The organism is Rhodoferax sp. GW822-FHT04A08 (genome assembly GCF_058801025.1).
The window spans coordinates 62,302-82,930 of record NZ_JBXAMW010000014.1 but is presented as its reverse complement, the minus strand read 5'-3'; the positions used below and the strand labels follow the sequence as shown (position 1 = coordinate 82,930).

The following is a 20,629-nucleotide window of genomic DNA, read 5'->3' as shown; positions in this document are numbered from 1 at the left end:
ATGCAGTCGCTCTACGACATCCCCGCTCCGGCCAAGCTCAATCTGTTTTTGCACATCACTGGGCGCAGGGAAGACGGCTACCACCTGCTGCAATCGGCCTTCATGCTGATTGACTGGTGCGATACGTTGCACTTTTCGCTGCGCCAGGACGGCAATGTTTCCCGCGAGGACCTCACATGGGAATTGCCAGTGGACGACCTCAGCACCCGTGCGGCACGCGCGCTACAGACGGCGACGGGTTGTGCATTGGGCGTGCACATCGGCGTGAGCAAATCGGTGCCCGCACAGGCCGGCATGGGCGGAGGCTCTTCGGACGCAGCATCCACCCTGCTGGCCCTCAACTGCTTGTGGAACCTGCATCTTCCTGTGAAAAGCCTGATGAAAATCGGTCTAACCCTGGGTGCAGACGTGCCTTTTTTCCTGTGCGGGCGCCATGCCTGGGTGGAGGGCATCGGCGAGAAAATAACGCCCATTACGTTACCCAACGCACAGTTTTTGGTGGCGAAACCAGAGGCCGGATTGGATACCCGACTGATTTTTTCGGACCCTGAGCTAAAACGCGATTCAGAGCCTGCTATAATCACAGGCTTCGCTGCAGACGCACTGGCCTTTGGCCGAAACGACCTGCAAGCCGTTGCCCAGAAGTTGTGCCCCGGTGTGAATCAAGCCCTTGCGTGGCTCGCATCACTCGGTCTCAACGGCCGGATGACGGGTTCAGGTAGCGCGGTGTTTGCACATGTAGCGCATGGCGTGAACTTGGATAGTGCCCCAGGCAGTATGCAAGTCAGGTTGTGCAGTAGTTTGGATGTTCATCCCCTCCTCGGGTGGGCAACCAGCGACGGTTTATCGGTGGGTAGTGTTCACTGCCAACCCGTGTAGGGGAGTCGCCAAGTTGGTTAAGGCACTGGATTTTGATTCCAGCATGCGAAGGTTCGAATCCTTCCTCCCCTGCCAAATCTGTTGCAAGTTAGGTTCTTGCGACAGAATGCGCAAAGTTACAAAGTAAACCCACTCTTTTCGCTGGAATCCGCATGCAGGCACCCACTCCACCTGATTTCATGGTCTTCACTGGCAATGCCAATCCTGGCATGGCCGCTTCCATCGCAGACCACCTGGGTATTTCCCTTGGCGCTGCAACCGTGGGCCGATTCTCCGATGGCGAAGTCACGGTGGAAATCAATCAGAACGTGCGTGCCCGTGATGTGTTCGTGGTGCAGAGCACCTGCGCGCCTACCAACGAAAACCTGATGGAGCTGCTGATCATGGTGGATGCGCTCAAGCGCGCATCTGCTGAGCGAATCAGCGCCGTCATTCCCTATTTCGGTTACGCACGCCAGGACCGCCGCCCGCGTTCCACCCGTGTGCCCATTACTGCCAAGGTGGTGGCCAACATGCTGCAAGCCGTCGGTGTGGCACGCGTGCTGACCATGGACTTGCATGCCGACCAGATCCAGGGCTTCTTCGACATCCCGGTGGACAACATTTACGCCTCGCCCGTGCTGCTGGGTGACTTGCGCCAAAAGAATTACGAGGACCTGATCGTGGTCTCTCCCGACGTGGGTGGCGTGGTGCGTGCTCGCGCCTTGGCCAAACAGCTTGGCTGCGATCTGGCCATCATCGACAAGCGCCGCCCCAAGGCCAATGTGTCCGAAGTGATGCACGTCATCGGTGAAATCGAAGGACGCAACTGCGTCATCATGGACGACATGATCGACACCGCCGGCACCCTGGTCAAAGCTGCCGAAGTGCTAAAGGCCCGCGGCGCCAAGAAGGTCTACGCCTATTGCACCCACCCGATCTTTTCGGGCCCGGCCATCGAGCGCATTGCCAATGGCGGCGCACTCGATGAAGTAGTGGTGACCAACACCATTCCGCTCAGCCCTGCGGCTGCGCAGTGCACAAAAATCCGCCAGCTCACCGTGGCTCCGCTGATCGCCGAAACGATCCAGCGTATTGCCAAGGGTGAGTCGGTCATGAGTTTGTTCTCGGATCAGGAGAACCTTTTTTAGGTTTTTTGATCGGGACAAAAAGCAAACGCCGCCGCATGGTGCTGCGGCGTTTTTATTAAACCGGAGTCACACTGGTCGCGGTGGACTCTTTCAGGAGTAAGTTATGAAATTTGTCGCTTTTGAGCGCGCTAAGCAGGGCACGGGTGCGAGCCGCCGTCTCCGCAATACAGGTCGTACCCCCGGCATCGTTTACGGTGGCGCAGGTGAGCCTCTGTTGATCGAACTCGACCACAATGCTCTGTGGCATGCCATCAAGAAAGAAGCCTTCCACGCGTCCGTGCTGGACATGGAACTGGCTGGCAAGGAACACAAGGTCTTGCTGCGTGACGTGCAAATGCACCCCTACAAGCAACTGATCCTGCACATCGATTTCCAGCGCGTGGACGCTACCACCAAGCTGCACATGAAGGTGCCACTGCACTTCTTCGGTGACGAGCTGTCGCCTGCGGTCAAGACCGACGGTTGCATCGCCAACCACGTGGTGACCGAAATCGAAGTCCTGTGCCTGCCCACCGACCTGCCTGAATTCATCAAGGTGGACCTGAGCGGCCTGAAGAAGGGTGCTTCCCTGCACCTGAACGACATCGTTCTGCCCAAGGGCGTGTCTGCTGTGACCCACGGCAAGAACAACCCCGTGATCGTTTCCGTGGTGGCCATCGCTGGCGCCGCACCGGAAGCACCTGCTGCTGACGCAGCCGCTGCACCTGCTGCAGCACCAGCAGCCAAGGGTGCCAAGCCAGCCGCCAAGGCACCTGCTGCCAAGAAGTAATCCACTTCCGCGCTAGCTGTCGACGGCCCACTTCGGTGGGCCGTTGTCATTTGTACAGCCCAATTGCTCTACCATCATTGCATGATCAAACTGTTTGTCGGCCTGGGCAATCCAGGCCCGGAATACGAAGCTACCCGCCACAACGCTGGATTCTGGTGGATTGACGCACTGGCCCGCGAACTCAAAGTCCCGCTGGTGATGGACCGCAGCTACCACGGCTTTGTGGCGCGCGCCACTGTAGACGGCAAGCAGGTGTGGCTGTTGCAGCCTCAGACCTTCATGAACCTCTCGGGAAAATCCGTGGCCGCCTTGGCACGCTTCTTCAAGATCCTGCCGGAAGAAATCCTGGTGGCACATGACGAGATGGACATCGCCCCCGGTGAAGCCAAGCTCAAGCGCGGTGGCGGCCACGCCGGCCACAACGGCTTACGCGATATCCACGCCCAGCTGGGCTCACCGGACTATTGGCGACTGCGCATAGGCGTAGGACACCCCGGCGTGAAGTCCGAGGTGGTGAACTGGGTTCTCAAAAAACCCTCGCAAGACCATCGCATCGCCATTGAACAGACGCTGGACCGCGCACTCAAGGCCTTGCCTCACTTTCTCTCCGGTGACATGGACAAGGCCACGCTGCTGATCCATACCAGCAAGCCACCCAGGCCCAAGCCACCGCGCCCGCCGCAACCCGAAAGCCCACCGTCCGCGCCACCCCCTGGCGAGGCAGGGCCGACGTAGCCCCTCTCTCCCTCCACTGCAAAGGAAAAAACCATGAAGAGTTTTAAGTGCAACACCCTCCAGCCCCTGGTACTGCTGGCAACGGCGGCATTTGCTGCCGGAGCTGGTGCCCAAACGGTCTACCGCTGCGGCAACAGCTACAGCCAGACTCCGTGCACAGGAGCGACCGAAGTACCGGTGGATGACTCACGTACCGAGGCGCAACGGATTGCTGCAAAAGAAGGGCTGGCACGCGACAAGGCTCTGGGCAAGGAGATGGAGGCCAGCCGCCGCAAAGACGAAGCCCAGGCGCTGGCGCGTGACAAGGCTGCCTTGGCAGCCCACGCCAAACAGGCCGCCAAGCAAAAGATGGAAAACAAAAAAGCGGAAGAGAAGCAAAAAGCCGCAAGCAAGAAGTCCGGCGGCAAGGCCAAGTCCAAGGACCATGAAGTCTTCACGGTCAATGTCCCAGGCAGCAAACCGGACAGCAAACACACCCCAAAGTCAAAGTAACCGCCTTTGCCAGGCGGAGCCTGCGCCTTCAGCCCTCCTTGGCAACCGTTGCTTGCGCTTGCAGGCGACGGTACTTTTCCCACAAGGTTTCCTTGCTCTCCACATGCTGCGGATTGACCGGTATGCAGGCCACAGGGCAGACCTGCACGCACTGCGGCTCATCAAAGTGGCCCACGCATTCGGTGCACTTGTCCGGGTTGATCTCGTATATCTCCGGCCCCAGAAAAATGGCCTCGTTCGGGCACTCGGGCTCGCATACATCGCAGTTGATGCATTCGTCGGTAATGATCAGTGCCATGCTGTTCTCGGTTTCATGCCCCGATTATCGCAACCCGATCGATAATCCGCCGGACGCAGCCCCCTTACACCCACTAACGACATGAGCACTGCCACCGAGCAATCCCTCCCCCTGCACGATTGGAGCGCCTCCGCGCTCGCCGACGCCTACCGTTGCCGTGCACTGTCACCGGTCGAAGTGGTGCAGGACGTGCTTCAGCACATTGCGCTCTGGGAGCCCCACATCCACGCCAGCTACCTGCTCAATCCGGAGCAGGCCCTGGAAAGCGCACGCGCTTCTGAAATGCGCTGGCTGCAAAAAAACCCTTTGAGTCCACTGGACGGCGTGCCGGTCACGTTGAAGGACAACATAGCCACGCGCGGCGATCCCATGCCACTAGGGACCCAGGCCACCGACAGTACACCCGCGCCCAATGACGCGCCGCCTGCAGCCCGACTGCGCGAGGCCGGCGCCGTGCTGTTGTGCAAGACCACCATGCCCGACTACGGCATGCTGTCCTCCGGCGTATCCAGCTTCCATGCGCTGGCGCGCAACCCCTGGGATCTGAGCAAGACACCGGGCGGCTCTAGCGCCGGTGCTGCAGCTGCGGCGGCCGCTGGTTACGGCCCGTTGCATGTGGGCACCGACATCGGCGGTTCACTGCGCCTGCCAGCGGGCTGGTGCGGCATCTACAGCCTCAAACCCAGCCTGGGCCGCATACCGATTGATCCGCCCTACACCGGCCGTGCTGCCGGCCCCATGACACGTTGCGTGGGAGATGCCGCCCTAATGATGCAGGCTTTGTGCTGGCCGGATGCGCGCGACAGCATGAGCCTGCCCTTCCAGGCCATTGACTGGGGCAACTGGAATACGCCGGTGAGCCACCTGGAAGGCGTGCGCATCGGCCTGCTGTTGGATGCCGGCTGCGGCCTGCCGGTCGACCCGGAAGTGCAGATCGCGGTGGAGCGCGCCGCGCAGCTGCTGGAGCAGGCTGGCGCCATCATCATCCCCATGCAGCCATTTTTGACGCGGCAGATGCTGGACGGCATGGACCACGCCTGGCGCATGCGCTCCCACCTGGATCTTGCAGCCCTTTCACCCGAACGGCGCGCTTCTGTGCTGCCCTATATCCGCACCTGGGCCGACAGTGCTGCCAGCATGTCAGGTACTGCCATGTTTTCCGCCACCAGCCAGTTCCACGCCACCCGCATAGCCACCGTCAAAGCCTGCCAGGCATTTGATTACGTGCTGTCGCCCACCTCGCCCATCCCGGCTTTTGCAGCAGAGCTGCCCTCCCCTACCAACGCCCCGTTGCGACCGCTGGAGCACATTGCCTTCACGGTGCCGTTCAACATGTCGGAGCAACCTGCGGCCAGCATCAACTGCGGTTACACCCGCAGCGGCTTGCCGATTGGCCTGCAGATTGCAGGGCAACGTTTTGATGATCTGGGTGTGCTGCAAATGAGCCGCGCCTTCGAAGTCCTGCGCGAACCCCAAAGGCCCTGGCCGCTTCCTCCTAAGCCTTGAGCTTTTCCAGCAGCATGGCGTGCACCTCGGGTGCCACGAACTGCTGCACATCGCCCCTGAGCGTGGCGATTTCACGCACCAGCGTACTGCTGATGAACTGGTAGCGCGAGTCCGGCGTGAGGAATAGCGTGTCGACATTGGGCGCCAGCGCCCGGTTCATGCCGGCCAGTTGCGCCTCGTAGTCAAAGTCGGTCACCGAACGCACGCCGCGCACCATGGCGCCGGCGCCGTGTGCCACGGCAAAGTCACGCACCAGCCCGGTAAACGATTCCACCTGCACGTTGGCCCATGGCGCAAACACGGTTCGTACCATTTGCAGCCGCTCGTCCAGGGTGAACAGGGTCTTCTTGTGATGTGCCACTGCCACTGCCACGATGACCGTGGAAAAAAGACCTGCGCTGCGGCGAATCAGGTCCTGGTGGCCCAGCGTGATGGGATCGAATGTGCCGGGGAAAACTGCAGTCACTGCCTTGGACATGATGGCTCCAACGTACAAAGGGTTAAACGTCTATCGTGCGTCGATTATGCAAAGGCCTAGGCCTATGGAGCAGCCCCGATCGGCTTCAGCAGATGCGCATGGACCGCACCTGCCTTGAGGTACTTGTGTACGGTCAGGCCCATGGGCGACAACAGCTCGTCGGTCCATCGGGTCGGGCCTTCCAGATAGATAGCCCCGGTGGGCGCCAATGCGCGGGTACAGGCATTCAGTGCGGGCTCCAGCAAAGGCGCATCGAAAGGCGGGTCCAGAAAAATCAGGTCCAGGCTGGCCGGTGCCGCCTGCCGGATGGATACGACGCCATCGCCACGCTGCAACTGCACGGCAGTGGCTTGCAACTGGTCTTTGGTTTTCTGCAATTGGGCAATCAGGGCGGAGTCCGACTCCACCAATACAACGTTCGTGGCACCGCGGGACGCCGCCTCAAAGCCCAGTGCGCCGGTGCCAGCAAAAGCATCCAGACAACGCCAGCCGGTCAGGTCTTGGCCCAGCCAGTTGAACAGGGTTTCACGCACGCGATCGGGCGTAGGGCGCAGGCCGGGCTTGTCGGACACCTTGAGCTTGGTGCGTTTCCACAGGCCGCCGATGATGCGGACCTCGTTGCTATGCACACCACGGGGTCTGGCGGGGCGCTTGGGTTGGGTGGATGCGGGTTTTGCGGCTTTGGTACTCATGTGGGTGAGCTTAGCCGGTTTTGGTTGTTGTGCTTCATCGGCAAACAGTGGCACTCCCCTCCCGGACGAGAACAGCGCGGCGGGTTGGCCCGGACGCTGGTTCGACCTACTTCACTGCAAAGCAGTAAAACAGTCCTTCACCCCCGGTGGGTTTGATCTTCTCGGCGCTGCAGCCGAGCGTGGGGTGGGCCGAATTCCACGATGTGGCCCATGTGGTTTCCAGCGGGCCTTTGCGGTCATGGTGGCCGGTCATGGCGGAGCCGTCGGGGCCGGACTTGGTCCAGTTGCCACAGGTCATGTCGGCAAACGGTGCACCGGGGAACGCCGTGCCATCGGGGCGGGAACCGGTCAGCATGTCGTGCACGTTAGGTGTATCGCCCCGTCCGTTGACTAACTCACCCTTCTCGGTCAGTGCTGTCGCCTTGTTCAGATTGCTGGCTGGGGAATGCAGTTCGTCCACCGAGCGCGCAATCACCTCGCCTTTGGCATTCTTCCAGGGGCCGGAACCAATGCGGTCACGTGCGTTGACAAAATTGGTATCGGTGAGCTTGGGTGCTTGCGTGCTCAGGTAGGCATGCCATTCATGGTTGCCCGCCCCTACGGCTTGCGCCAGACTTTGGCAATGCTTGTCGGCCCCCTCCAGCCCCCCCAGATCGCCACCGTTGCCGGGGCCGGTACTGGTCACGAAAAACGTCATGTCCTTGGCGTTGGTCTGAGCAGCGGCAAACCCCGCAAAGCCCAACATCACTACAGCCAAACCAACCGGTTTCCACATTGTGCGCATGGCAGTCTCCTTGAGTTTGAAACCATGATATCGGACATGGGGTAAACGGCAAAATAAACTACTTGCCCGCCCCCAGCACCACCGTCACCATGCGCTCAGGCTGCAAGGTGCGGGTAAATGCCAAGCGGATGTCTTCGGTCGTCAGCGCCTGCACGCGCGACGTCCAGGTTTCCAGGTAATCCAGGGGCAAATCGTTCCAGGCGATATTGGCCACGTTGTCGAGCAGCTTGCGGTTGCTGTCCAGGCGCAGGGCGAAGCCGCCTATCAGGTTGTCCTTGGCGGCCTGCAGCTCCTTCTCGGTGGGGCCGTCCTTCACAAACTTGGCAAGCACCTCGCGCACCAGGTTGAGCGCCTGCTGCGCCTGATCTGGCCGGGTCTGCAGGCCGACGGTGAAGGCGCCCGCATGCAGGCCCGGCGCGAAATAGCTGTAGACGCTGTAGGTCAGCCCGCGTTTCTCCCGCACCTCCTCCGTCAGGCGCGCGGTGAAGCCGCCCCCGCCCAGGATGTGGTTGCCCACGGTGAGGGCAAAGAAGTCGGGCGAGTTGCGCTTGAAGCCGGGCTGGCCCAGCAGCACGTGAGCCTGTGCCGAAGCAAAGGCAATGTGCTCCTCTTTCGGCCCCGACAGCGCGGCCACCTCGGGCACGGGTGGCAAGGCATCACAGCCGCCCTGGGGCAAATACGCCAGCAGTTGGCCGACCAACACATCGGCTTGGGCTCGGTTGACCGCGCCCACAATGCTCACCTTGGCGCTGCAGGCGCGCAGTGCCTTATCGTGCAATGCACGCATGTCGGCGGCGCTGATACGGCCCAGGGACTCTTCGGTACTCTCCGCACCATAGGGATGGTCGCCATACACCGCCTTGGCAAATGCGCGTCCAGCCACCGTGGCAGGCCGGGTATTGGCTTCCTTGATGCTGGCCACCAGTTTGGGACGGTCACGCAGCCAGGGGGCGTCAGGGTAGGCCGGGTCGCCCAGCTGGCGCGCCGCCAGTGCAGCGGCCTTGGGCAATATGTCCGGGTAGGTGAGCGAGCGCAAGGCAAAGCTCAAGCGGTCGGAGCCAGCACTGCCGCCAAAACTGGCCCCCAGATCGGCCCAGGCGTCGCTCAGGCCGTTCTCGTCCAGGGCGGCCTCACTGCCACGTGCCTTGACGCCGTACGCCGTGCTGGAAGCCATCAGGTTGGCCAGCCCTGGCTTGTCCCGCGGATCACGCCGCGCGCCTGCGTCAAAGTCGATCTGTACATCCACCATGGCAATGGCCGGGCTTTCCACCAGAAAGATCTGGGCACCGCTGGCATGGGTCCAATGCACGATGGGAATAGCCGCCCAGGCAGAGCCAGCACAGCACAGCGAAGCAACAACGGTCAGAAGCCAACGGATGGCATGCGGAAATGGAGTAGTCATGGAATGCGCCATTGCAGATGGCATCAGTGGCGCAAACCGGGAATGGCAACGCGGGGTTTGCGGTTGGGGTCTACCGGCTGGGGCAGCAAGGTGGCCACGGTGAGGGAATCGTCACCGAAGTAGCGCGCAGCGACGTCCTGCACCTGGGCAGCGGTGACAGCGCGCAGGCGGGCAATCAGCTTCTCGTCGGTGTCCACCGGAAAGCCAATGGCCCAGTTGGAGCCCAGTATGCGGGCCTGGTTGAACACGCTGTCCTGCTTGTACACCTCGCTGGCAATCCATTGGTTCTTCACGCGGTTGAGTTCATGCTCCTGCACCCCTTCGCGGGCAATCAGCGCCACCTGCGCACGCAGGGCAGCTTCCACCTGGGCTGCAGTCTTGCCGGTGGACGGCACGCCGTAGAGGTAGCACATTTGCGGCCCGCGCGCGGCCAGCCCGCACATGGCACCCGCGCTGTCGGCCACATGGTCCTGCGGCTGGGCCAGGGCGCGTTCCAGCCGCGCATTGTCGTAACCGCTGAGCACCGCAGCCAGCATGGTCAGCGCCAGTGCATCGTTGCTGGCGGCATCTGCAGTGCTGTCCAATGCCGCAGCGGCAAAGCTGGGCGTCTTGAAGGCAAGCGTCACGCTGGCCTGCTCGGCTTGCGCCTTGAAGTCCAGGCGCCGCATGCCGCCCTGCTCGGGCTCCTCACGCGGTTTGCGAGCGGGTACTGCGTGCCCGGCAATGCCGCCGTAATACTTTTGCGCCAGCGCCAGAACCGCATCCGGATCCACATCGCCCGCCACTACCACGGCCGCATTGGCAGGTGTGTACCAGCGTTGGAAGAAGGCGCGTGCATCATCGGGTGTCATCGCGTCCAGATCGCTCATCCATCCCACGATGGGGCGGCGGTATGGCGACGCGGTGAATGCCACCGCGCTGAGCGCCTCACCCAGACGTGCGTGCGGGTTGTCTTCGGTACGCAGGCGGCGCTCTTCCTTCACCACCTCCAGCTCCTTGCGGAATTCTTCGTCACTCCACTGGTTGTGGGCAAAACGGTCTGACTCCAGCTGCATCACGTCTTCCAGGCGAGCTGCCGGTATCTGCTGGTAGTAGCCGGTGTAGTCCCGGCTGGTGAAGGCGTTTTCACGCCCACCCAGTGCCGCCACGCGGCGCGAGAACTCACCGGCCTTTACCGTGGGTGTGCCCTTGAACATCATGTGTTCCAGTACGTGGGCCACGCCACTGGTGCCGTCCACCTCGTCTGTGGCACCCACGCGCACCCACAGCATGTGCACCGCCGTAGGCGCCCGGTGATCGGGCCGTACGATCAGCGTCATGCCGTTTGCCAGGGTGTATTGGCGCACCGCGTCGGCAGGCGTTGCTGCCTGCACTGCCTGATTGGTAACCAGACCCAGCACGCCCAGGAATGCGATTTGCGCGCATCGGCGCCAGTGATTGGTGTGTTTCATAGAATGGAGCCATTCTAAGAACGGTTTCCATGTTCAGTTTTTTCAAGAAAAAATCCCCCCCCGCACCGGTTGCCGCTCCTGCTGCAGTACCTGATGGCAGCACCGCGCCAGCCCAGCCCACAGCCGCAGGCACACAAATCGGCAGTGCCTTGGCAGCACCGGTACCGGTGCCCGATGCGATTGCGGCACCTGTTGCACCCAAGCCCGAACGCCAGAAATGGCTGGACCGTCTCAAGGCTGGTCTGGGCAAGACCGCCAGCAGCCTCTCAGGCGTGTTTGGCGGCAACAAGGTAGACGAAGCCCTTTTTGAAGAGCTGGAAAGCGCCCTGCTGATGGCCGACGCGGGTGTGTCTGCCACCCAGTTCCTCACCGACAACCTGCGCAAGAAGGCCAAGTCTTCCAACCTGACCAACCCGGTAGCTCTGAAGAACCAGCTGATTGCCGATCTGACCGAGCTGCTGCAGCCTCTGCAAAAGCCACTGGTGATAGGCCAGCAGACGCCCACCGTCATCATGATGGCGGGTGTGAATGGCGCTGGCAAGACCACCTCCATCGGCAAGCTCACGCGCCATCTGTCGGAAGAAGGCGCCAGCGTGCTGCTGGCCGCAGCCGACACCTTCCGCGCCGCCGCGCGCGAGCAGCTCAGCATCTGGGCCGACCGCAACACGGTGGAGATCATCAGCCAGGCCGGAGCCGACCCAGCCGCCGTGAGCTTTGACGCCGTATCCGCCGGCAAGGCGCGCGGCAAGGATGTGGTGCTGATCGACACGGCGGGCCGCCTGCCGACGCAGCTGCACCTGATGGAAGAGCTGAAAAAAATCAAACGCGTGATCCAGAAGGCCGACGTGAGTGCGCCGCACGAAGTGCTGCTGGTGATTGATGGCAACACCGGCCAGAACGCGGTAGCGCAGGTCAAGGCATTTGATGACGCACTGGGGCTGACCGGACTCATCGTCACCAAGCTTGACGGCACGGCCAAGGGCGGCGTGCTGGCGGCCATTGCACGCGACAGGCCCATCCCGGTGTACTTCATTGGTGTGGGTGAACAGCTCAACGAGCTCGAAACCTTCAATGCCCGCGAGTTTGCGCAGGCCCTGCTCGCTTGAGAATGCCTTGATGCCCCAAGACACCCTGCACCTCCATCGCCGCCATGTGCTCTCCCTGCTGGGCCTGGGCAGCCTGGCCGTATCCAACCCGGCAAACGCCGCCGATGCTTTTCAGGAAACCACCGCCAAGGCCAAGGGCCAGACGGTGTACTTCAACGCCTGGGCCGGCAGCGAACCCATCAATGCCTACATCCGCTGGGCCGGGCAACAGGTGCAGCAGCGCTTTGGCGTGCGCCTGGAGCACGTCAAGATCAGCGACGCCGCCGACGTGGTCAAGCGCGTGCGCAGTGAGAAAGCTGCGGGCAAGCAAGACGGCTCGGTGGACCTGGTGTGGATCAATGGCGAGAACTTTCTGGCCATGAAACGCGAAGGCCTGCTGCACGGCCCGTTTACCGACAGCCTGCCTAACTTTGCGCTGGTGGACCTGCAGGGCAAGCCCACCACCCGTCTGGACTTTGCTGAAGCCGTAGAAGGCATGGAATCGCCCTGGGGCATGGCCCAGCTCACTTTCATGGCGGATAGCCAGCGCACACCTAAACCGCCACAGAGCATCCAGGAGTTGCTGGCTTTCGCCCGTGCCAACCCGGGGCGGGTCACCTATCCACGGCCACCAGACTTCCACGGAACCACATTCCTCAAGCAACTGCTGCTGGACCTGACCCCCCAGCGCGACGCGCTCTACAAACCGTTTGCTGTCCCGGCCCTGGCCAAGGCGACTGCACCGCTGTGGAGCTATCTGGACGCACTGCACCCGCATCTGTGGCGCGCTGGCAAGCAGTTTGCCAACAATGCGGCCGCCATGCGCCAGATGCTGGCCGATGGCGAGTTGCGCTGGGCCCTCACCTTCAACCCCAACGATGCAGCCAACGAAATCGCCGCTGGGCGCTTGCCCGCCAGCGTGGTCAGCTACCAGTTCCCTTCAGGAACCATTGGCAACACCCACTTCGTGGCCATTCCGTTCAATGCCCGCGCCAAGGAAGGCGCCCTGGTACTGGCCAACTTCCTGCTCGAGCCCGAAGCCCAGGCCCGCAAGGCCGATATCCGCGTCTGGGGCGACCCCACGGTGCTGGACACCAAACGCCTGAACGCGCAGCAGCAGGCCCTGTTTGCAGGAGACGCCGTGCCCGGACAGGTGCGCCAGTCGGCGCCTGCCCTGCCCGAGCCCCACGGTTCCTGGGTGGAACCGCTGGAAAAAGAATGGCTGGCACGCTACGGTGTGTGAAGCCTGCGCCAACCGACAGTCCCCGCACACCATGACTACCAAAATGCTTACCCGGTTCGAAATGGAATCGGCACCCCGGCCCACGGCCTCCGTCATCATGCTGCATGGCCTGGGTGCCAACGGCCATGACCTGGCTGGAGTGGTCCCCGAACTGAATCTGCGGGGCTGCCAGCCCATGCGTTTCATCTTTCCGCATGCACCCAACATGCCGGTGACGGTCAACGGCGGCTATGTCATGCCAGCCTGGTACGACATCACCGGCACCGACCTCATCAGCCGCCAGGACGTACAAGGCATTCAGCAATCCGAGTTGGCCATCACTGCGCTGGTGGCCCATGAGATCAAGCGTGGCATTGCACCGGACCATATCGTGCTGGCCGGCTTCAGCCAGGGCGCGGCCATGTCCCTGCACACCGGGCTGCGTCTGCCTTACGCCATTGCAGGAATCATCGCCCTGTCCGGGTACCTGCCACTGGCAGACCGCTTTGCCCAGGAACGCTCCAGCGCCAACGCTTTCACCCCGATATTCATGGGCCATGGATTGGACGACACGGTCGTGATCCACGGCCGCGGCGAGACCACCCGCAACGTCCTGCAATCGCTGGGCTACACGGTGCAATGGCACAGCTACCCGACCGAGCACAACATCACCCCGCAAGAGCTGGATGACGTATCGGCGTTTCTGCGGCAGATACTGCCCGAAGCCCCGTGAGCGCGCGGCCACCCTTGGGTCGCAGCGAGAAGGTGCTGGGCATAGACTTTGGAACATCCAATTCGGCAGCGGCCTTCATGCAGCCAGACGGAGCACTGCAGGTCGTACCGCTGGATGGTGAGCGCAGCGAAATGCCCACCGCCTTGTTCTTCTGCACGGAAACCCACAGCCTGATGTTCGGCAGCGAGGCCATGCGTGCCTACCTGAGCGGCACCGAGGGCCGCCTGCTGCGCTCGCTCAAGAGCCTGCTGGGCAGCGCTTTGATGGAAGAACACACCGCCGTGGGCGACCGCAGCATGCGCTACTTCGACATCGTGGTGCTGTTCTTCAAGGAGCTCAAGCGCCGCAGCGAAGCCTGTGCGGGCCAGCCCCTCACGCACGCCATGCTGGGCCGTCCGGTGCACTTTGTGGACGACAACCCCGAGCGCGACGCCCTGGCACAAGAGACACTAGGCCGTGCTGCACGCGAGGCCGGCTTTACCCACATCGCCTACCAACTCGAACCCATTGCGGCAGCGCTGGACTATGAGCAGCGCATATCCGAGGAACGCACGGCGCTGGTGGTGGACATTGGCGGCGGCACTTCCGACTTCACCGTCATCCGCCTGAACCCGCAGCGCAGTGTGCTGAGCGACCGCAGTGGCGACATCCTGGCCACCACCGGCGTGCACATCGGTGGCACCGACTTCGACCGCCTGCTGGACCTCTCGACGGTGATGCCCTTGCTGGGTTACCGCCACGTGGGTACCGGCGGCCGGCCTGTGCCCAACAGCGTGTTCTTTGACCTCAGCACCTGGCACCTGATCCACCAGGCCTACACGCGCAAGGGCATGCACTTCGCCAAGGAGCTCTGGGCCGACTTTGCCGACCGCACGCTGCACCAGCGCCTCATGACGGCGCTGGAAGGCCAGTACGGGCACCGCATGCTGGCCGCGGTGGAGAGCGCCAAGATTGCCTGCTCCATCACCGGCGAAACCCACCCGGTACAACTGGATTTTCTGGAACGCGCACTGGCGACGTCCATCACCGCAGAGGCCATGGAGCTGACGCTGACCGAGGCGATCGCCCAGGTAGTGCGCTGCGCCCAGGAGTGCGTGCAGCAGTCCGGCCTGTCGCGCGTAGACGCGGTGTACCTGACCGGCGGCTCCTCGGCCCTGCGTCCGCTGGTGGCCGCACTACAGGCCGCCATGCCCGAGGCCACGCTGGTGTCGGGCAACCAGTTTGGCGGTGTGGCTGCCGGACTGGCCGTAGCCGGTTCGGCGCAGCAAGTCTGGCAGTAGCTGGCGACGGAGCACACCATGGTCCGGCCCGCACCCACCTACCGTGCTGCCGCCACCCTGGTGCTGCTGCTGGTTGCCGTCCCGCTGGTTTGGAGCCTGTGGCAGGCCTTGCTGGCGGGATGCGATGGCGCGGCCTGGGCCGCGTTGTGGGCTGACCCGCAGACCGGGCACGCGCTGGCTTTGAGCCTGTGGACCGGGCTGGCCAGCACCACCCTGGCCACAGCCACTGCGGCCTGGATACTGGCGGGCTGCAGCATGGGGCAGAACCTGCAGCGACTAATCGGCCGCCAGTCCTGGATGCTGGCCTTGCCCCATGCTGCCTTTGCCATGGGTTTGGCGCTGCTGGTAGCACCGTCGGGCTGGCTGTTACGCCTGCTCTCGCCTTGGGCCACCGGTCTGCAGAGCCCGCCGGACTGGCCCACTACGCAAGACCCTTGGGGGTTGGGACTGATTGCCGTGCTGGCGTTCAAGGAGACGCCGTTTCTCCTCTGGGCTGCAGGCGCCCATTTGCTGCGCCCGGATGTGGCTCAGCGCCTGCAGCAGGAACTCCAGGTCGCTGCAACCCTGGGCTACCCGATACGCAGCGCCTGGTGGCGCATCGTCTGGCCCCAGCTGCTGGCGCGGCTCACGGCGCCCTTGCTGGCCGTGCTGGCCTACGGCCTCTGCGTGGTGGACGTGGCCCTGGTCATAGGCCCAGCGTCCCCGCCCACGCTGGCCGTGCTGGCCTGGCAATGGCTGCTGGATGCCGACCTGCAGACCAACGCCAAAGGCGCCGCCGCAGCCTGGCTGCTGGTAGCAACCCTCGCGGTGGTTACTGGCGTGGCGATGTACTTGCATCGCATGCCGCTTTGGCGCGTCCGCCGCACGCGGGGCGCACCGGACTCCAGCCGGCTTCGCAACGCCACTAGGCACAGCCCACACCTGACGGGCGGCGACTTCTGGCTCCGGGGCATCTATGTGCTGGTAGCACTGGCACTGCTGCTGGCCAGCGTCAGCGGCGTGTGGCCTTTTCCGCAGCTCGTGCCGACGCAATGGAGCCTGTCGGCCTGGCGCTCGGTGGCGCAGAGCACGGACACGCTGGGGACCACGGTGTGGCTTGCAGCCGGCAGCGCGCTGGCGGCCCTGCTGTGGGTCGTTGCCTGGCTGGAACTGGCACCTATGCGTTGGCAACACAGGCTGCCGGGGCTGACTTTGCTGCCACTGGTGCTGCCTGCTTTGCTGTGGGTGCTTGGCCTGCACCGCCTGACCCTGTCCTGGGGCCTGGACGGCACCGCCTGGGGGCTGTGGCTGGCGCACTGGGTTGCCTGCCTGCCGTATGTGCTGCTGACACTGCAAGGCCCGTACAACGGCTTTGACACCCGGCTGTACCAATTGAGCGCAACGCTGGGCCATGGACGCTGGGAGTTCATGTTGCGTATCAAGTGGCCTCTGCTACGTGCCAGTCTGGCCGCTGCGCTGGCGGTGGGCTTCGCCGTCAGCGTGGCGCAGTACCTGCCCACCCTGTATGTGGGGGCCGGTCGCTTTGCCACCGTCACTACCGAAGCGGTAGCGCTGGCCGCTGGGGGGCAGCGCGGCCTGATGGCCGCCTACGCCGCGCTGCAATTCCTGTTGCCCGCGGCGGTATTTGCGCTGGCGACGCGGCTGGGACGCCAGCGACACTTTGCACCTGCGCCACGGGCCTTGGGCACAATCGCGCCATGAGTGATACGCCCTCTTTGCCGCCCCTGTGGCATCAGCTACCCCATGCGCCCGCGCCGGGCACGGCGCTGCTGCACCGCGATGCCGTGCCGGATGGCGCGGTGCTGATGCACAGCGTGGTGACGTCGGCGGATACTGCAGCTCCCGCCAGTTTTCGCCTGCTGCTGCTGCGCAGCGGTGACACCGTGACCGCCTTTGCCAACCGATGCGCCCACTTTGGCGTGCCCCTGGCCAACAGCCAGGACAAGCTGATCTACAAGGCCCACACCAGCATCACCTGCAATGTGCACTACGCGCGCTACCGCTGGGCGGACGGCATGTGCGAGCAGGGTGATTGCGTGGGCGAGTCGCTGATTGCTGTGCCGCTACAGTGCGATGCCGAAGGCATGCTGCGCATAGGCAGCAGCGCATGAGCCTGGAGCTGCAGGTCAGGCAACTGGCGACCCCGTCGCAGCTGTTGCTGCGGGATCTGCATCTGCGCATTGCACCGGGCACCGTGCACACGCTGATGGGCGAAAGTGGCAGTGGCAAGTCCAGCCTGCTGGCGGCGGTGTGCGGCACGCTGGACCCTGCCCTGCGCTTCGACGGCCAGGTGCTGCTCAACGGGCAGCGCATCGATGGGCTGCCGCCGCAAGCGCGGCGGGTGGGCATTCTGTTCCAGGACGCCTTGCTGTTTCCCCACATGACGGTGCGCGAGAACCTGTTGTTCGCTGTGCCGCGCGGTGATGCCGCCACCCGCGAGAGCCAAGTGAATCAAGCCCTGCTGGCCATGGAGATCGCGCCGCTGGCCCAGGCCGATCCCGCCACCCTGTCCGGTGGGCAGCGCGTACGCGTTGCTTTGGCGCGGGCGTTGCTGGCCCAGCCCCAGGCGCTGCTGCTGGATGAGCCCTTCTCACGGCTGGATGCGGCTTTGCGTGCGCGCATGCGGGAACTGGTGTTTGACCTGGTGCGCAAGCGCAATATTCCGGCCCTGCTGGTGACCCACGACGCACAGGACGTAGCCGACCCGGCCCTGCTCACCCGACTTGCGGAACCCGGCTGACGAAGCAATGCGCGCACACTGACTCAATTGACATTTCTCAAGACGGCGTGGGGCAAAAGGCATCACCATCGAATCTGAGGCCTGTGGCCGCCTCCCCCGGAGGACTTCCCATGCAATTGCCTGTGCTGATCCAATCGCTGCTCGCGCCCGAACGCTATGGCGAGGGCGTGACGCAAGTCAGTCTGGTGGAAACCCACATCTCCTGGGTGCTGCTGGCTGGCGCGTTTGCCTACAAGATCAAGAAGCCAGTCAAGCTGTCCTTTCTGGACTTCAGCACGCTGGAACTACGCAAACATTTCTGCGATGAGGAACTGCGGCTGAACCAGCGCTTCTCGCCGGACATCTACCTGGAGGTGGTGGGCATCTTCCACACGCAAGAAGACCCTCACTGGCAAGGCAACGGTCCGCCCATTGAGTACGCAGTCAAAATGCGCCGCTTCGACCAGGAGGCCAGGCTGGACCACGTGTGTGCGCGTGGTGAACTGACACCGCCGCTGGTGAGTGCGCTGGCGCGCAGCGTCGCGGCCTTCCACGCCACGGCAGCCGTAGCGCCACCCGACTCCGCGTTTGGCGCACCCGCGGCCGTGCTGGATCAGGCCCTGCAGAATTTTGACGATCTGCTAAAGGCGCTGCCGGAGCCAGCGGAGCAAAAACAGCTCCAGGCCCTGCGCGATTGGACCCAGCAGCAATTTGCTCAACTGACCCCGCTACTGCAGGCGCGCAAGCAGGCCGGGTTCGTACGTGAGTGCCACGGTGATCTGCATCTGGCCAATCTGGTGTTGATGGACGGCGGCATGCGCCTGTTTGACTGTCTGGAGTTCAACGACGAGTTGCGCTGGATCGATGTGGCCAGCGACATTGCCTTTACCTACCAGGATCTGTTGGCCCAGCACCAGCCGGGTCTGGCGCACTGGTTTGTGAATGAGGTGCTGGCCCAGAGCGGCGACTATGCCTGTGCCCCGCTGCTGCGGTTTTATGCGGTGTACCGTGCGCTGGTGCGGGCCAAGGTGGCCATGGTGCACTACCTGCAGAACGGTGAACCCAAGGAACATGCCCTGGAGTGCATTGCGCTGGCAGTTCAGCTGGCGGCACCAGCTGAACTGCAGCTGATCATCACCCACGGTGTGTCCGGCTGTGGCAAAACCTATGCGTCCAACCAACTACTGCTGGATGACGCGCAGCCCGCCATCCTGCGTCTGCGCACCGACCTGGAACGCAAGCGTGCGTTCCACATTCCTGCGCTGGCTTCCAGCGCTTCCGCATTGAATGCCGGTGTCTATTCGCCACAGGCCAACGAGGCCACCTACACCCAGCTGCTTTCCATGGCCGACACGCTGCTGCACGCCGGCTGGTCGGTGCTGGTGGATGGAACCTTCTTGCAGCGCGCCCAACGCGATGCCTTTCACCAGCTGGCCCGCAGCCACCACGCACGCTTTTGCATCCTGGCGCCGGGCGCAAGCCAGGACGAATTGCGCAAGCGGATACAGGAGCGTGCGCAGCGGGGAGACGACGCCTCCGAAGCCTCGCTGCAGGTGCTGGACGCGCAGCTTGCTGCAGTGGAGCCCCTGCAACCGGATGAGCCCGTGTGGCCGGTTACTGAACCGGCCTAGCCGTCATTGGCCAGAACTGCGGCTCCGTGTTTCACTGCGGTAAACAGTCCACCCATCTGCTGGACTTCCATCGTACCGAGCTGATCGGCCAGCAGGCTCCAGGGCGCCGCCAACCCTTCCAGCGAAGTAACGGAATAGAGTGCGGCCATCATCACCCAGCAATTGGTTGCCACGTCCCAGGGCGGCGCCCAATTCAGGCCGACAGCGGCCACACTGGCGTGTGGCTTGAGGTGCAACAGGACGCGCCGCACGGCTTCGGGCTGGCGCAGTATGTCGTGTGTGAAGATGAACAGCGCCGCATCGGCCATGCAGGGAATCTGCGCATCCGCCACGGATGACTCCAGCAGCGTGACATTGGTCCAGCCCTTGTCCTGCACACGCTGGCGCGCCCGCTCCATCATCTCGGGACACTGCTCGATCGCAACAATGCGGCCTTCCGTCCCGATGATCTGCTGCAGCCGCTCGAAGCTCAGGCCCGTGCCGCAACCCACATCCAGCACCGTGTCGCCCGGCTTGAGGTCCAGCTGTTCAATGGCATCGCGGCGCAGGGATTCGAAGGCGAGCAACTCCATGTCGTATGCGTTGGCACGCATACGGTACTGGGCCAGTGCAGGACGGGATGGAATGATGTGCTCCTTGTCAGCGTCAGCCCGCAATCCAGGAGGCAATGCGCGGCGTCTTGCGACCGACCGGCGGCGGTACCGCCAGCGGTTGCCCGACGATGATAGGCGCCACTGCCTCTACATCCGGCGGCAACCCGATGAGGGCACGGATCGGCGGCGAGTTGAGCGTTGCCACTGACATGCCGATGACGCAAGTGCCAAGGCCCATGGCGTAGGCACCGAGCATCAGGTTCTGCGCCGCCAGCCAGCAATCCGCCTGGGAAAAGCGCCCAGCACTCGGAGCGTAGATCACGACCAGGGTAGGCGCCCCGTGAAACACATCGGCCACTCCGTCCGAGTCGCGGTGCAAGCTGGGGGGCAGATCCGCCATGCTGCCCAGCGCCTGTTCGGAAATGCGCTGCAGCACTTTCTTGTCCTGCACCACGATGAACCCCCAGGGCTCCAGGTGCATGGCCGTAGGGGCTTGGACCGCCAGTTCCAGCAGTTCCAGCAATGTGGTTCGTTCTATCTGTTCGGGGCCAAAGATACGAACCGACCGGCGCCCCTGAATGGCATCGCGTAGTGCCATGGTTTCCAAAGAAGCATGCATGATGGTCCTTTCGTTGCGTCCACAGGGTCTGCCTCTGCCCGCATGGACTGGGCGCACAAGCCCCACCCCTCAATATGGACCTTTGTCACAAACCTTCGTTGACCGCCATCAAACAACCCGCAGGAGCACGT

The 20,629-nt window shown here is 63.2% G+C and carries 22 protein-coding genes and 1 tRNA gene; 15 read left to right on the top strand and 8 right to left on the bottom strand.

What is annotated here, in order from left to right; genetic code table 11:
* From ispE to AC1RMF_RS21345, 6 genes are all read left to right on the top strand, one after another.
* Positions 1 to 879, top strand: coding sequence for a 4-(cytidine 5'-diphospho)-2-C-methyl-D-erythritol kinase (gene ispE, locus AC1RMF_RS21370; protein WP_342616458.1), 879 nt, complete (start codon positions 1 to 3; stop codon positions 877 to 879).
* Positions 878 to 954 (top strand) — tRNA-Gln (locus AC1RMF_RS21365). Before ispE ends, AC1RMF_RS21365 begins: the two co-directional genes overlap by 2 nt.
* 77 nt (positions 955 to 1,031) lie before the next feature.
* Positions 1,032 to 2,009 carry a ribose-phosphate pyrophosphokinase gene (locus AC1RMF_RS21360; protein ID WP_342616457.1) on the top strand — a complete coding sequence of 326 codons (978 nt, stop codon included), beginning with the start codon at positions 1,032 to 1,034 and terminating at the stop codon, positions 2,007 to 2,009.
* Positions 2,010 to 2,112: 103 nt separating this feature from the next.
* Positions 2,113 to 2,778, top strand: coding sequence for a 50S ribosomal protein L25/general stress protein Ctc (locus AC1RMF_RS21355; protein WP_342616456.1), 666 nt, complete (start codon positions 2,113 to 2,115; stop codon positions 2,776 to 2,778).
* An 81-nt stretch (positions 2,779 to 2,859) separates the two neighbouring features.
* Positions 2,860 to 3,513, top strand: a complete 654-nt coding sequence (pth, locus tag AC1RMF_RS21350) for an aminoacyl-tRNA hydrolase (RefSeq protein ID WP_493144178.1) — start codon at positions 2,860 to 2,862, stop codon at positions 3,511 to 3,513.
* 33 nt (positions 3,514 to 3,546) lie between these two features.
* Positions 3,547 to 4,005 carry a hypothetical protein gene (locus AC1RMF_RS21345; RefSeq protein ID WP_342616454.1) on the top strand — a complete coding sequence of 153 codons (459 nt, stop codon included), beginning with the start codon at positions 3,547 to 3,549 and terminating at the stop codon, positions 4,003 to 4,005.
* A gap of 28 nt (positions 4,006 to 4,033) precedes the next feature.
* Here the strand turns inward: AC1RMF_RS21345 and AC1RMF_RS21340 are convergent, their stop codons facing one another.
* Positions 4,034 to 4,303 carry a YfhL family 4Fe-4S dicluster ferredoxin gene (locus tag AC1RMF_RS21340; protein ID WP_342616453.1) on the bottom strand — a complete coding sequence of 90 codons (270 nt, stop codon included), beginning with the start codon at positions 4,301 to 4,303 and terminating at the stop codon, positions 4,034 to 4,036.
* A gap of 81 nt (positions 4,304 to 4,384) precedes the next feature.
* Here AC1RMF_RS21340 and AC1RMF_RS21335 point away from each other — a divergent pair, with 81 nt between their 5' ends.
* Positions 4,385 to 5,809 (top strand): amidase, encoded by a 1,425-nt coding sequence (locus AC1RMF_RS21335; RefSeq protein WP_493144175.1) that lies wholly within the window; start codon positions 4,385 to 4,387, stop codon positions 5,807 to 5,809.
* Here AC1RMF_RS21335 and coaD read toward each other — a convergent pair.
* The 5 genes from coaD to AC1RMF_RS21310 form a co-directional block, all read right to left on the bottom strand.
* Positions 5,799 to 6,287 carry a pantetheine-phosphate adenylyltransferase gene (coaD, locus tag AC1RMF_RS21330; RefSeq protein WP_342616451.1) on the bottom strand — a complete coding sequence of 163 codons (489 nt, stop codon included), beginning with the start codon at positions 6,285 to 6,287 and terminating at the stop codon, positions 5,799 to 5,801. The two genes, AC1RMF_RS21335 and coaD, sit on opposite strands and share 11 nt — an antisense overlap.
* Positions 6,288 to 6,349: 62 nt before the next feature.
* A complete protein-coding gene (gene rsmD / locus AC1RMF_RS21325; RefSeq protein WP_493144173.1) occupies positions 6,350 to 6,979 on the bottom strand; it encodes a 16S rRNA (guanine(966)-N(2))-methyltransferase RsmD in 630 nt (209 codons plus the stop codon).
* Between the two features lie 106 nt (positions 6,980 to 7,085).
* Positions 7,086 to 7,763, bottom strand: a complete 678-nt coding sequence (locus tag AC1RMF_RS21320) for a hypothetical protein (protein ID WP_493144171.1) — start codon at positions 7,761 to 7,763, stop codon at positions 7,086 to 7,088.
* 58 nt (positions 7,764 to 7,821) lie between these two features.
* Positions 7,822 to 9,165, bottom strand: coding sequence for a M16 family metallopeptidase (locus AC1RMF_RS21315; RefSeq protein ID WP_493144169.1), 1,344 nt, complete (start codon positions 9,163 to 9,165; stop codon positions 7,822 to 7,824).
* A 23-nt stretch (positions 9,166 to 9,188) separates the two neighbouring features.
* Positions 9,189 to 10,616 (bottom strand): M16 family metallopeptidase, encoded by a 1,428-nt coding sequence (locus AC1RMF_RS21310; protein ID WP_493144168.1) that lies wholly within the window; start codon positions 10,614 to 10,616, stop codon positions 9,189 to 9,191.
* Between the two features lie 29 nt (positions 10,617 to 10,645).
* On the opposite strand from AC1RMF_RS21310, the gene ftsY reads away from it, so the two are divergent.
* The 8 genes from ftsY (at position 10,646) to AC1RMF_RS21270 (ending at position 19,286) form a co-directional block, all read left to right on the top strand.
* Positions 10,646 to 11,722, top strand: coding sequence for a signal recognition particle-docking protein FtsY (gene ftsY, locus AC1RMF_RS21305; RefSeq protein ID WP_493144167.1), 1,077 nt, complete (start codon positions 10,646 to 10,648; stop codon positions 11,720 to 11,722).
* Positions 11,723 to 11,732: 10 nt separating this feature from the next.
* Positions 11,733 to 12,944, top strand: a complete 1,212-nt coding sequence (locus AC1RMF_RS21300; protein ID WP_493144164.1) for an ABC transporter substrate-binding protein — start codon at positions 11,733 to 11,735, stop codon at positions 12,942 to 12,944.
* Positions 12,945 to 12,975: 31 nt separating this feature from the next.
* Entirely contained in the window at positions 12,976 to 13,656 is a 681-nt protein-coding gene (locus AC1RMF_RS21295; protein WP_493144162.1) for an alpha/beta hydrolase, read from the top strand.
* Positions 13,653 to 14,936: an Hsp70 family protein gene (locus AC1RMF_RS21290; protein WP_493144160.1), complete on the top strand. Its 1,284-nt coding sequence runs from the start codon at positions 13,653 to 13,655 to the stop codon at positions 14,934 to 14,936. Before AC1RMF_RS21295 ends, AC1RMF_RS21290 begins: the two co-directional genes overlap by 4 nt.
* Positions 14,937 to 14,954: 18 nt before the next feature.
* A complete protein-coding gene (locus tag AC1RMF_RS21285; RefSeq protein ID WP_493144158.1) occupies positions 14,955 to 16,637 on the top strand; it encodes an ABC transporter permease in 1,683 nt (560 codons plus the stop codon).
* Positions 16,634 to 17,047, top strand: a complete 414-nt coding sequence (locus AC1RMF_RS21280) for a Rieske (2Fe-2S) protein (RefSeq protein ID WP_493144156.1) — start codon at positions 16,634 to 16,636, stop codon at positions 17,045 to 17,047. Before AC1RMF_RS21285 ends, AC1RMF_RS21280 begins: the two co-directional genes overlap by 4 nt.
* Complete coding sequence (locus AC1RMF_RS21275; RefSeq protein ID WP_493144155.1) at positions 17,044 to 17,676, top strand: ATP-binding cassette domain-containing protein; 633 nt, start codon at positions 17,044 to 17,046, stop codon at positions 17,674 to 17,676. The genes AC1RMF_RS21280 and AC1RMF_RS21275 overlap by 4 nt, the downstream gene beginning before the upstream one ends.
* A 110-nt stretch (positions 17,677 to 17,786) precedes the next feature.
* Positions 17,787 to 19,286 (top strand): bifunctional aminoglycoside phosphotransferase/ATP-binding protein, encoded by a 1,500-nt coding sequence (locus AC1RMF_RS21270; protein ID WP_493144154.1) that lies wholly within the window; start codon positions 17,787 to 17,789, stop codon positions 19,284 to 19,286.
* On the opposite strand, the gene AC1RMF_RS21265 is transcribed toward AC1RMF_RS21270, so the two are convergent.
* Together AC1RMF_RS21265 and AC1RMF_RS21260 are read right to left on the bottom strand one after the other, a co-directional pair.
* Positions 19,283 to 19,954: a class I SAM-dependent methyltransferase gene (locus AC1RMF_RS21265; protein ID WP_493144153.1), complete on the bottom strand. Its 672-nt coding sequence runs from the start codon at positions 19,952 to 19,954 to the stop codon at positions 19,283 to 19,285. The genes AC1RMF_RS21270 and AC1RMF_RS21265 overlap by 4 nt on opposite strands.
* On the bottom strand, positions 19,932 to 20,498 hold the full coding sequence (locus tag AC1RMF_RS21260) for a nitroreductase family protein (RefSeq protein WP_493144152.1): 567 nt from the start codon (positions 20,496 to 20,498) through the stop codon (positions 19,932 to 19,934). The genes AC1RMF_RS21265 and AC1RMF_RS21260 overlap by 23 nt, the downstream gene beginning before the upstream one ends.
* Positions 20,499 to 20,629 lie beyond the last annotated feature (131 nt).

What these genes read in the sequence shown, in the direction of transcription:
- ispE (WP_342616458.1), top strand. Translation starts at nt 1, where the DNA reads ATGCAGTCGCTCTACGACATCCCCGCTCCGGCCAAGCTCAATCTGTTT.
- AC1RMF_RS21360 (WP_342616457.1), top strand. Translation starts at nt 1,032, where the DNA reads ATGCAGGCACCCACTCCACCTGATTTCATGGTCTTCACTGGCAATGCC.
- AC1RMF_RS21355 (WP_342616456.1), top strand. Translation starts at nt 2,113, where the DNA reads ATGAAATTTGTCGCTTTTGAGCGCGCTAAGCAGGGCACGGGTGCGAGC.
- pth (WP_493144178.1), top strand. Translation starts at nt 2,860, where the DNA reads ATGATCAAACTGTTTGTCGGCCTGGGCAATCCAGGCCCGGAATACGAA.
- AC1RMF_RS21345 (WP_342616454.1), top strand. Translation starts at nt 3,547, where the DNA reads ATGAAGAGTTTTAAGTGCAACACCCTCCAGCCCCTGGTACTGCTGGCA.
- AC1RMF_RS21340 (WP_342616453.1), bottom strand. Translation starts at nt 4,303, where the DNA reads ATGGCACTGATCATTACCGACGAATGCATCAACTGCGATGTATGCGAG.
- AC1RMF_RS21335 (WP_493144175.1), top strand. Translation starts at nt 4,385, where the DNA reads ATGAGCACTGCCACCGAGCAATCCCTCCCCCTGCACGATTGGAGCGCC.
- coaD (WP_342616451.1), bottom strand. Translation starts at nt 6,287, where the DNA reads ATGTCCAAGGCAGTGACTGCAGTTTTCCCCGGCACATTCGATCCCATC.
- rsmD (WP_493144173.1), bottom strand. Translation starts at nt 6,979, where the DNA reads ATGAGTACCAAAGCCGCAAAACCCGCATCCACCCAACCCAAGCGCCCC.
- AC1RMF_RS21320 (WP_493144171.1), bottom strand. Translation starts at nt 7,763, where the DNA reads ATGCGCACAATGTGGAAACCGGTTGGTTTGGCTGTAGTGATGTTGGGC.
- AC1RMF_RS21315 (WP_493144169.1), bottom strand. Translation starts at nt 9,165, where the DNA reads ATGACTACTCCATTTCCGCATGCCATCCGTTGGCTTCTGACCGTTGTT.
- AC1RMF_RS21310 (WP_493144168.1), bottom strand. Translation starts at nt 10,616, where the DNA reads ATGAAACACACCAATCACTGGCGCCGATGCGCGCAAATCGCATTCCTG.
- ftsY (WP_493144167.1), top strand. Translation starts at nt 10,646, where the DNA reads ATGTTCAGTTTTTTCAAGAAAAAATCCCCCCCCGCACCGGTTGCCGCT.
- AC1RMF_RS21300 (WP_493144164.1), top strand. Translation starts at nt 11,733, where the DNA reads ATGCCCCAAGACACCCTGCACCTCCATCGCCGCCATGTGCTCTCCCTG.
- AC1RMF_RS21295 (WP_493144162.1), top strand. Translation starts at nt 12,976, where the DNA reads ATGACTACCAAAATGCTTACCCGGTTCGAAATGGAATCGGCACCCCGG.
- AC1RMF_RS21285 (WP_493144158.1), top strand. Translation starts at nt 14,955, where the DNA reads ATGGTCCGGCCCGCACCCACCTACCGTGCTGCCGCCACCCTGGTGCTG.
- AC1RMF_RS21280 (WP_493144156.1), top strand. Translation starts at nt 16,634, where the DNA reads ATGAGTGATACGCCCTCTTTGCCGCCCCTGTGGCATCAGCTACCCCAT.
- AC1RMF_RS21275 (WP_493144155.1), top strand. Translation starts at nt 17,044, where the DNA reads ATGAGCCTGGAGCTGCAGGTCAGGCAACTGGCGACCCCGTCGCAGCTG.
- AC1RMF_RS21270 (WP_493144154.1), top strand. Translation starts at nt 17,787, where the DNA reads ATGCAATTGCCTGTGCTGATCCAATCGCTGCTCGCGCCCGAACGCTAT.
- AC1RMF_RS21260 (WP_493144152.1), bottom strand. Translation starts at nt 20,498, where the DNA reads ATGCATGCTTCTTTGGAAACCATGGCACTACGCGATGCCATTCAGGGG.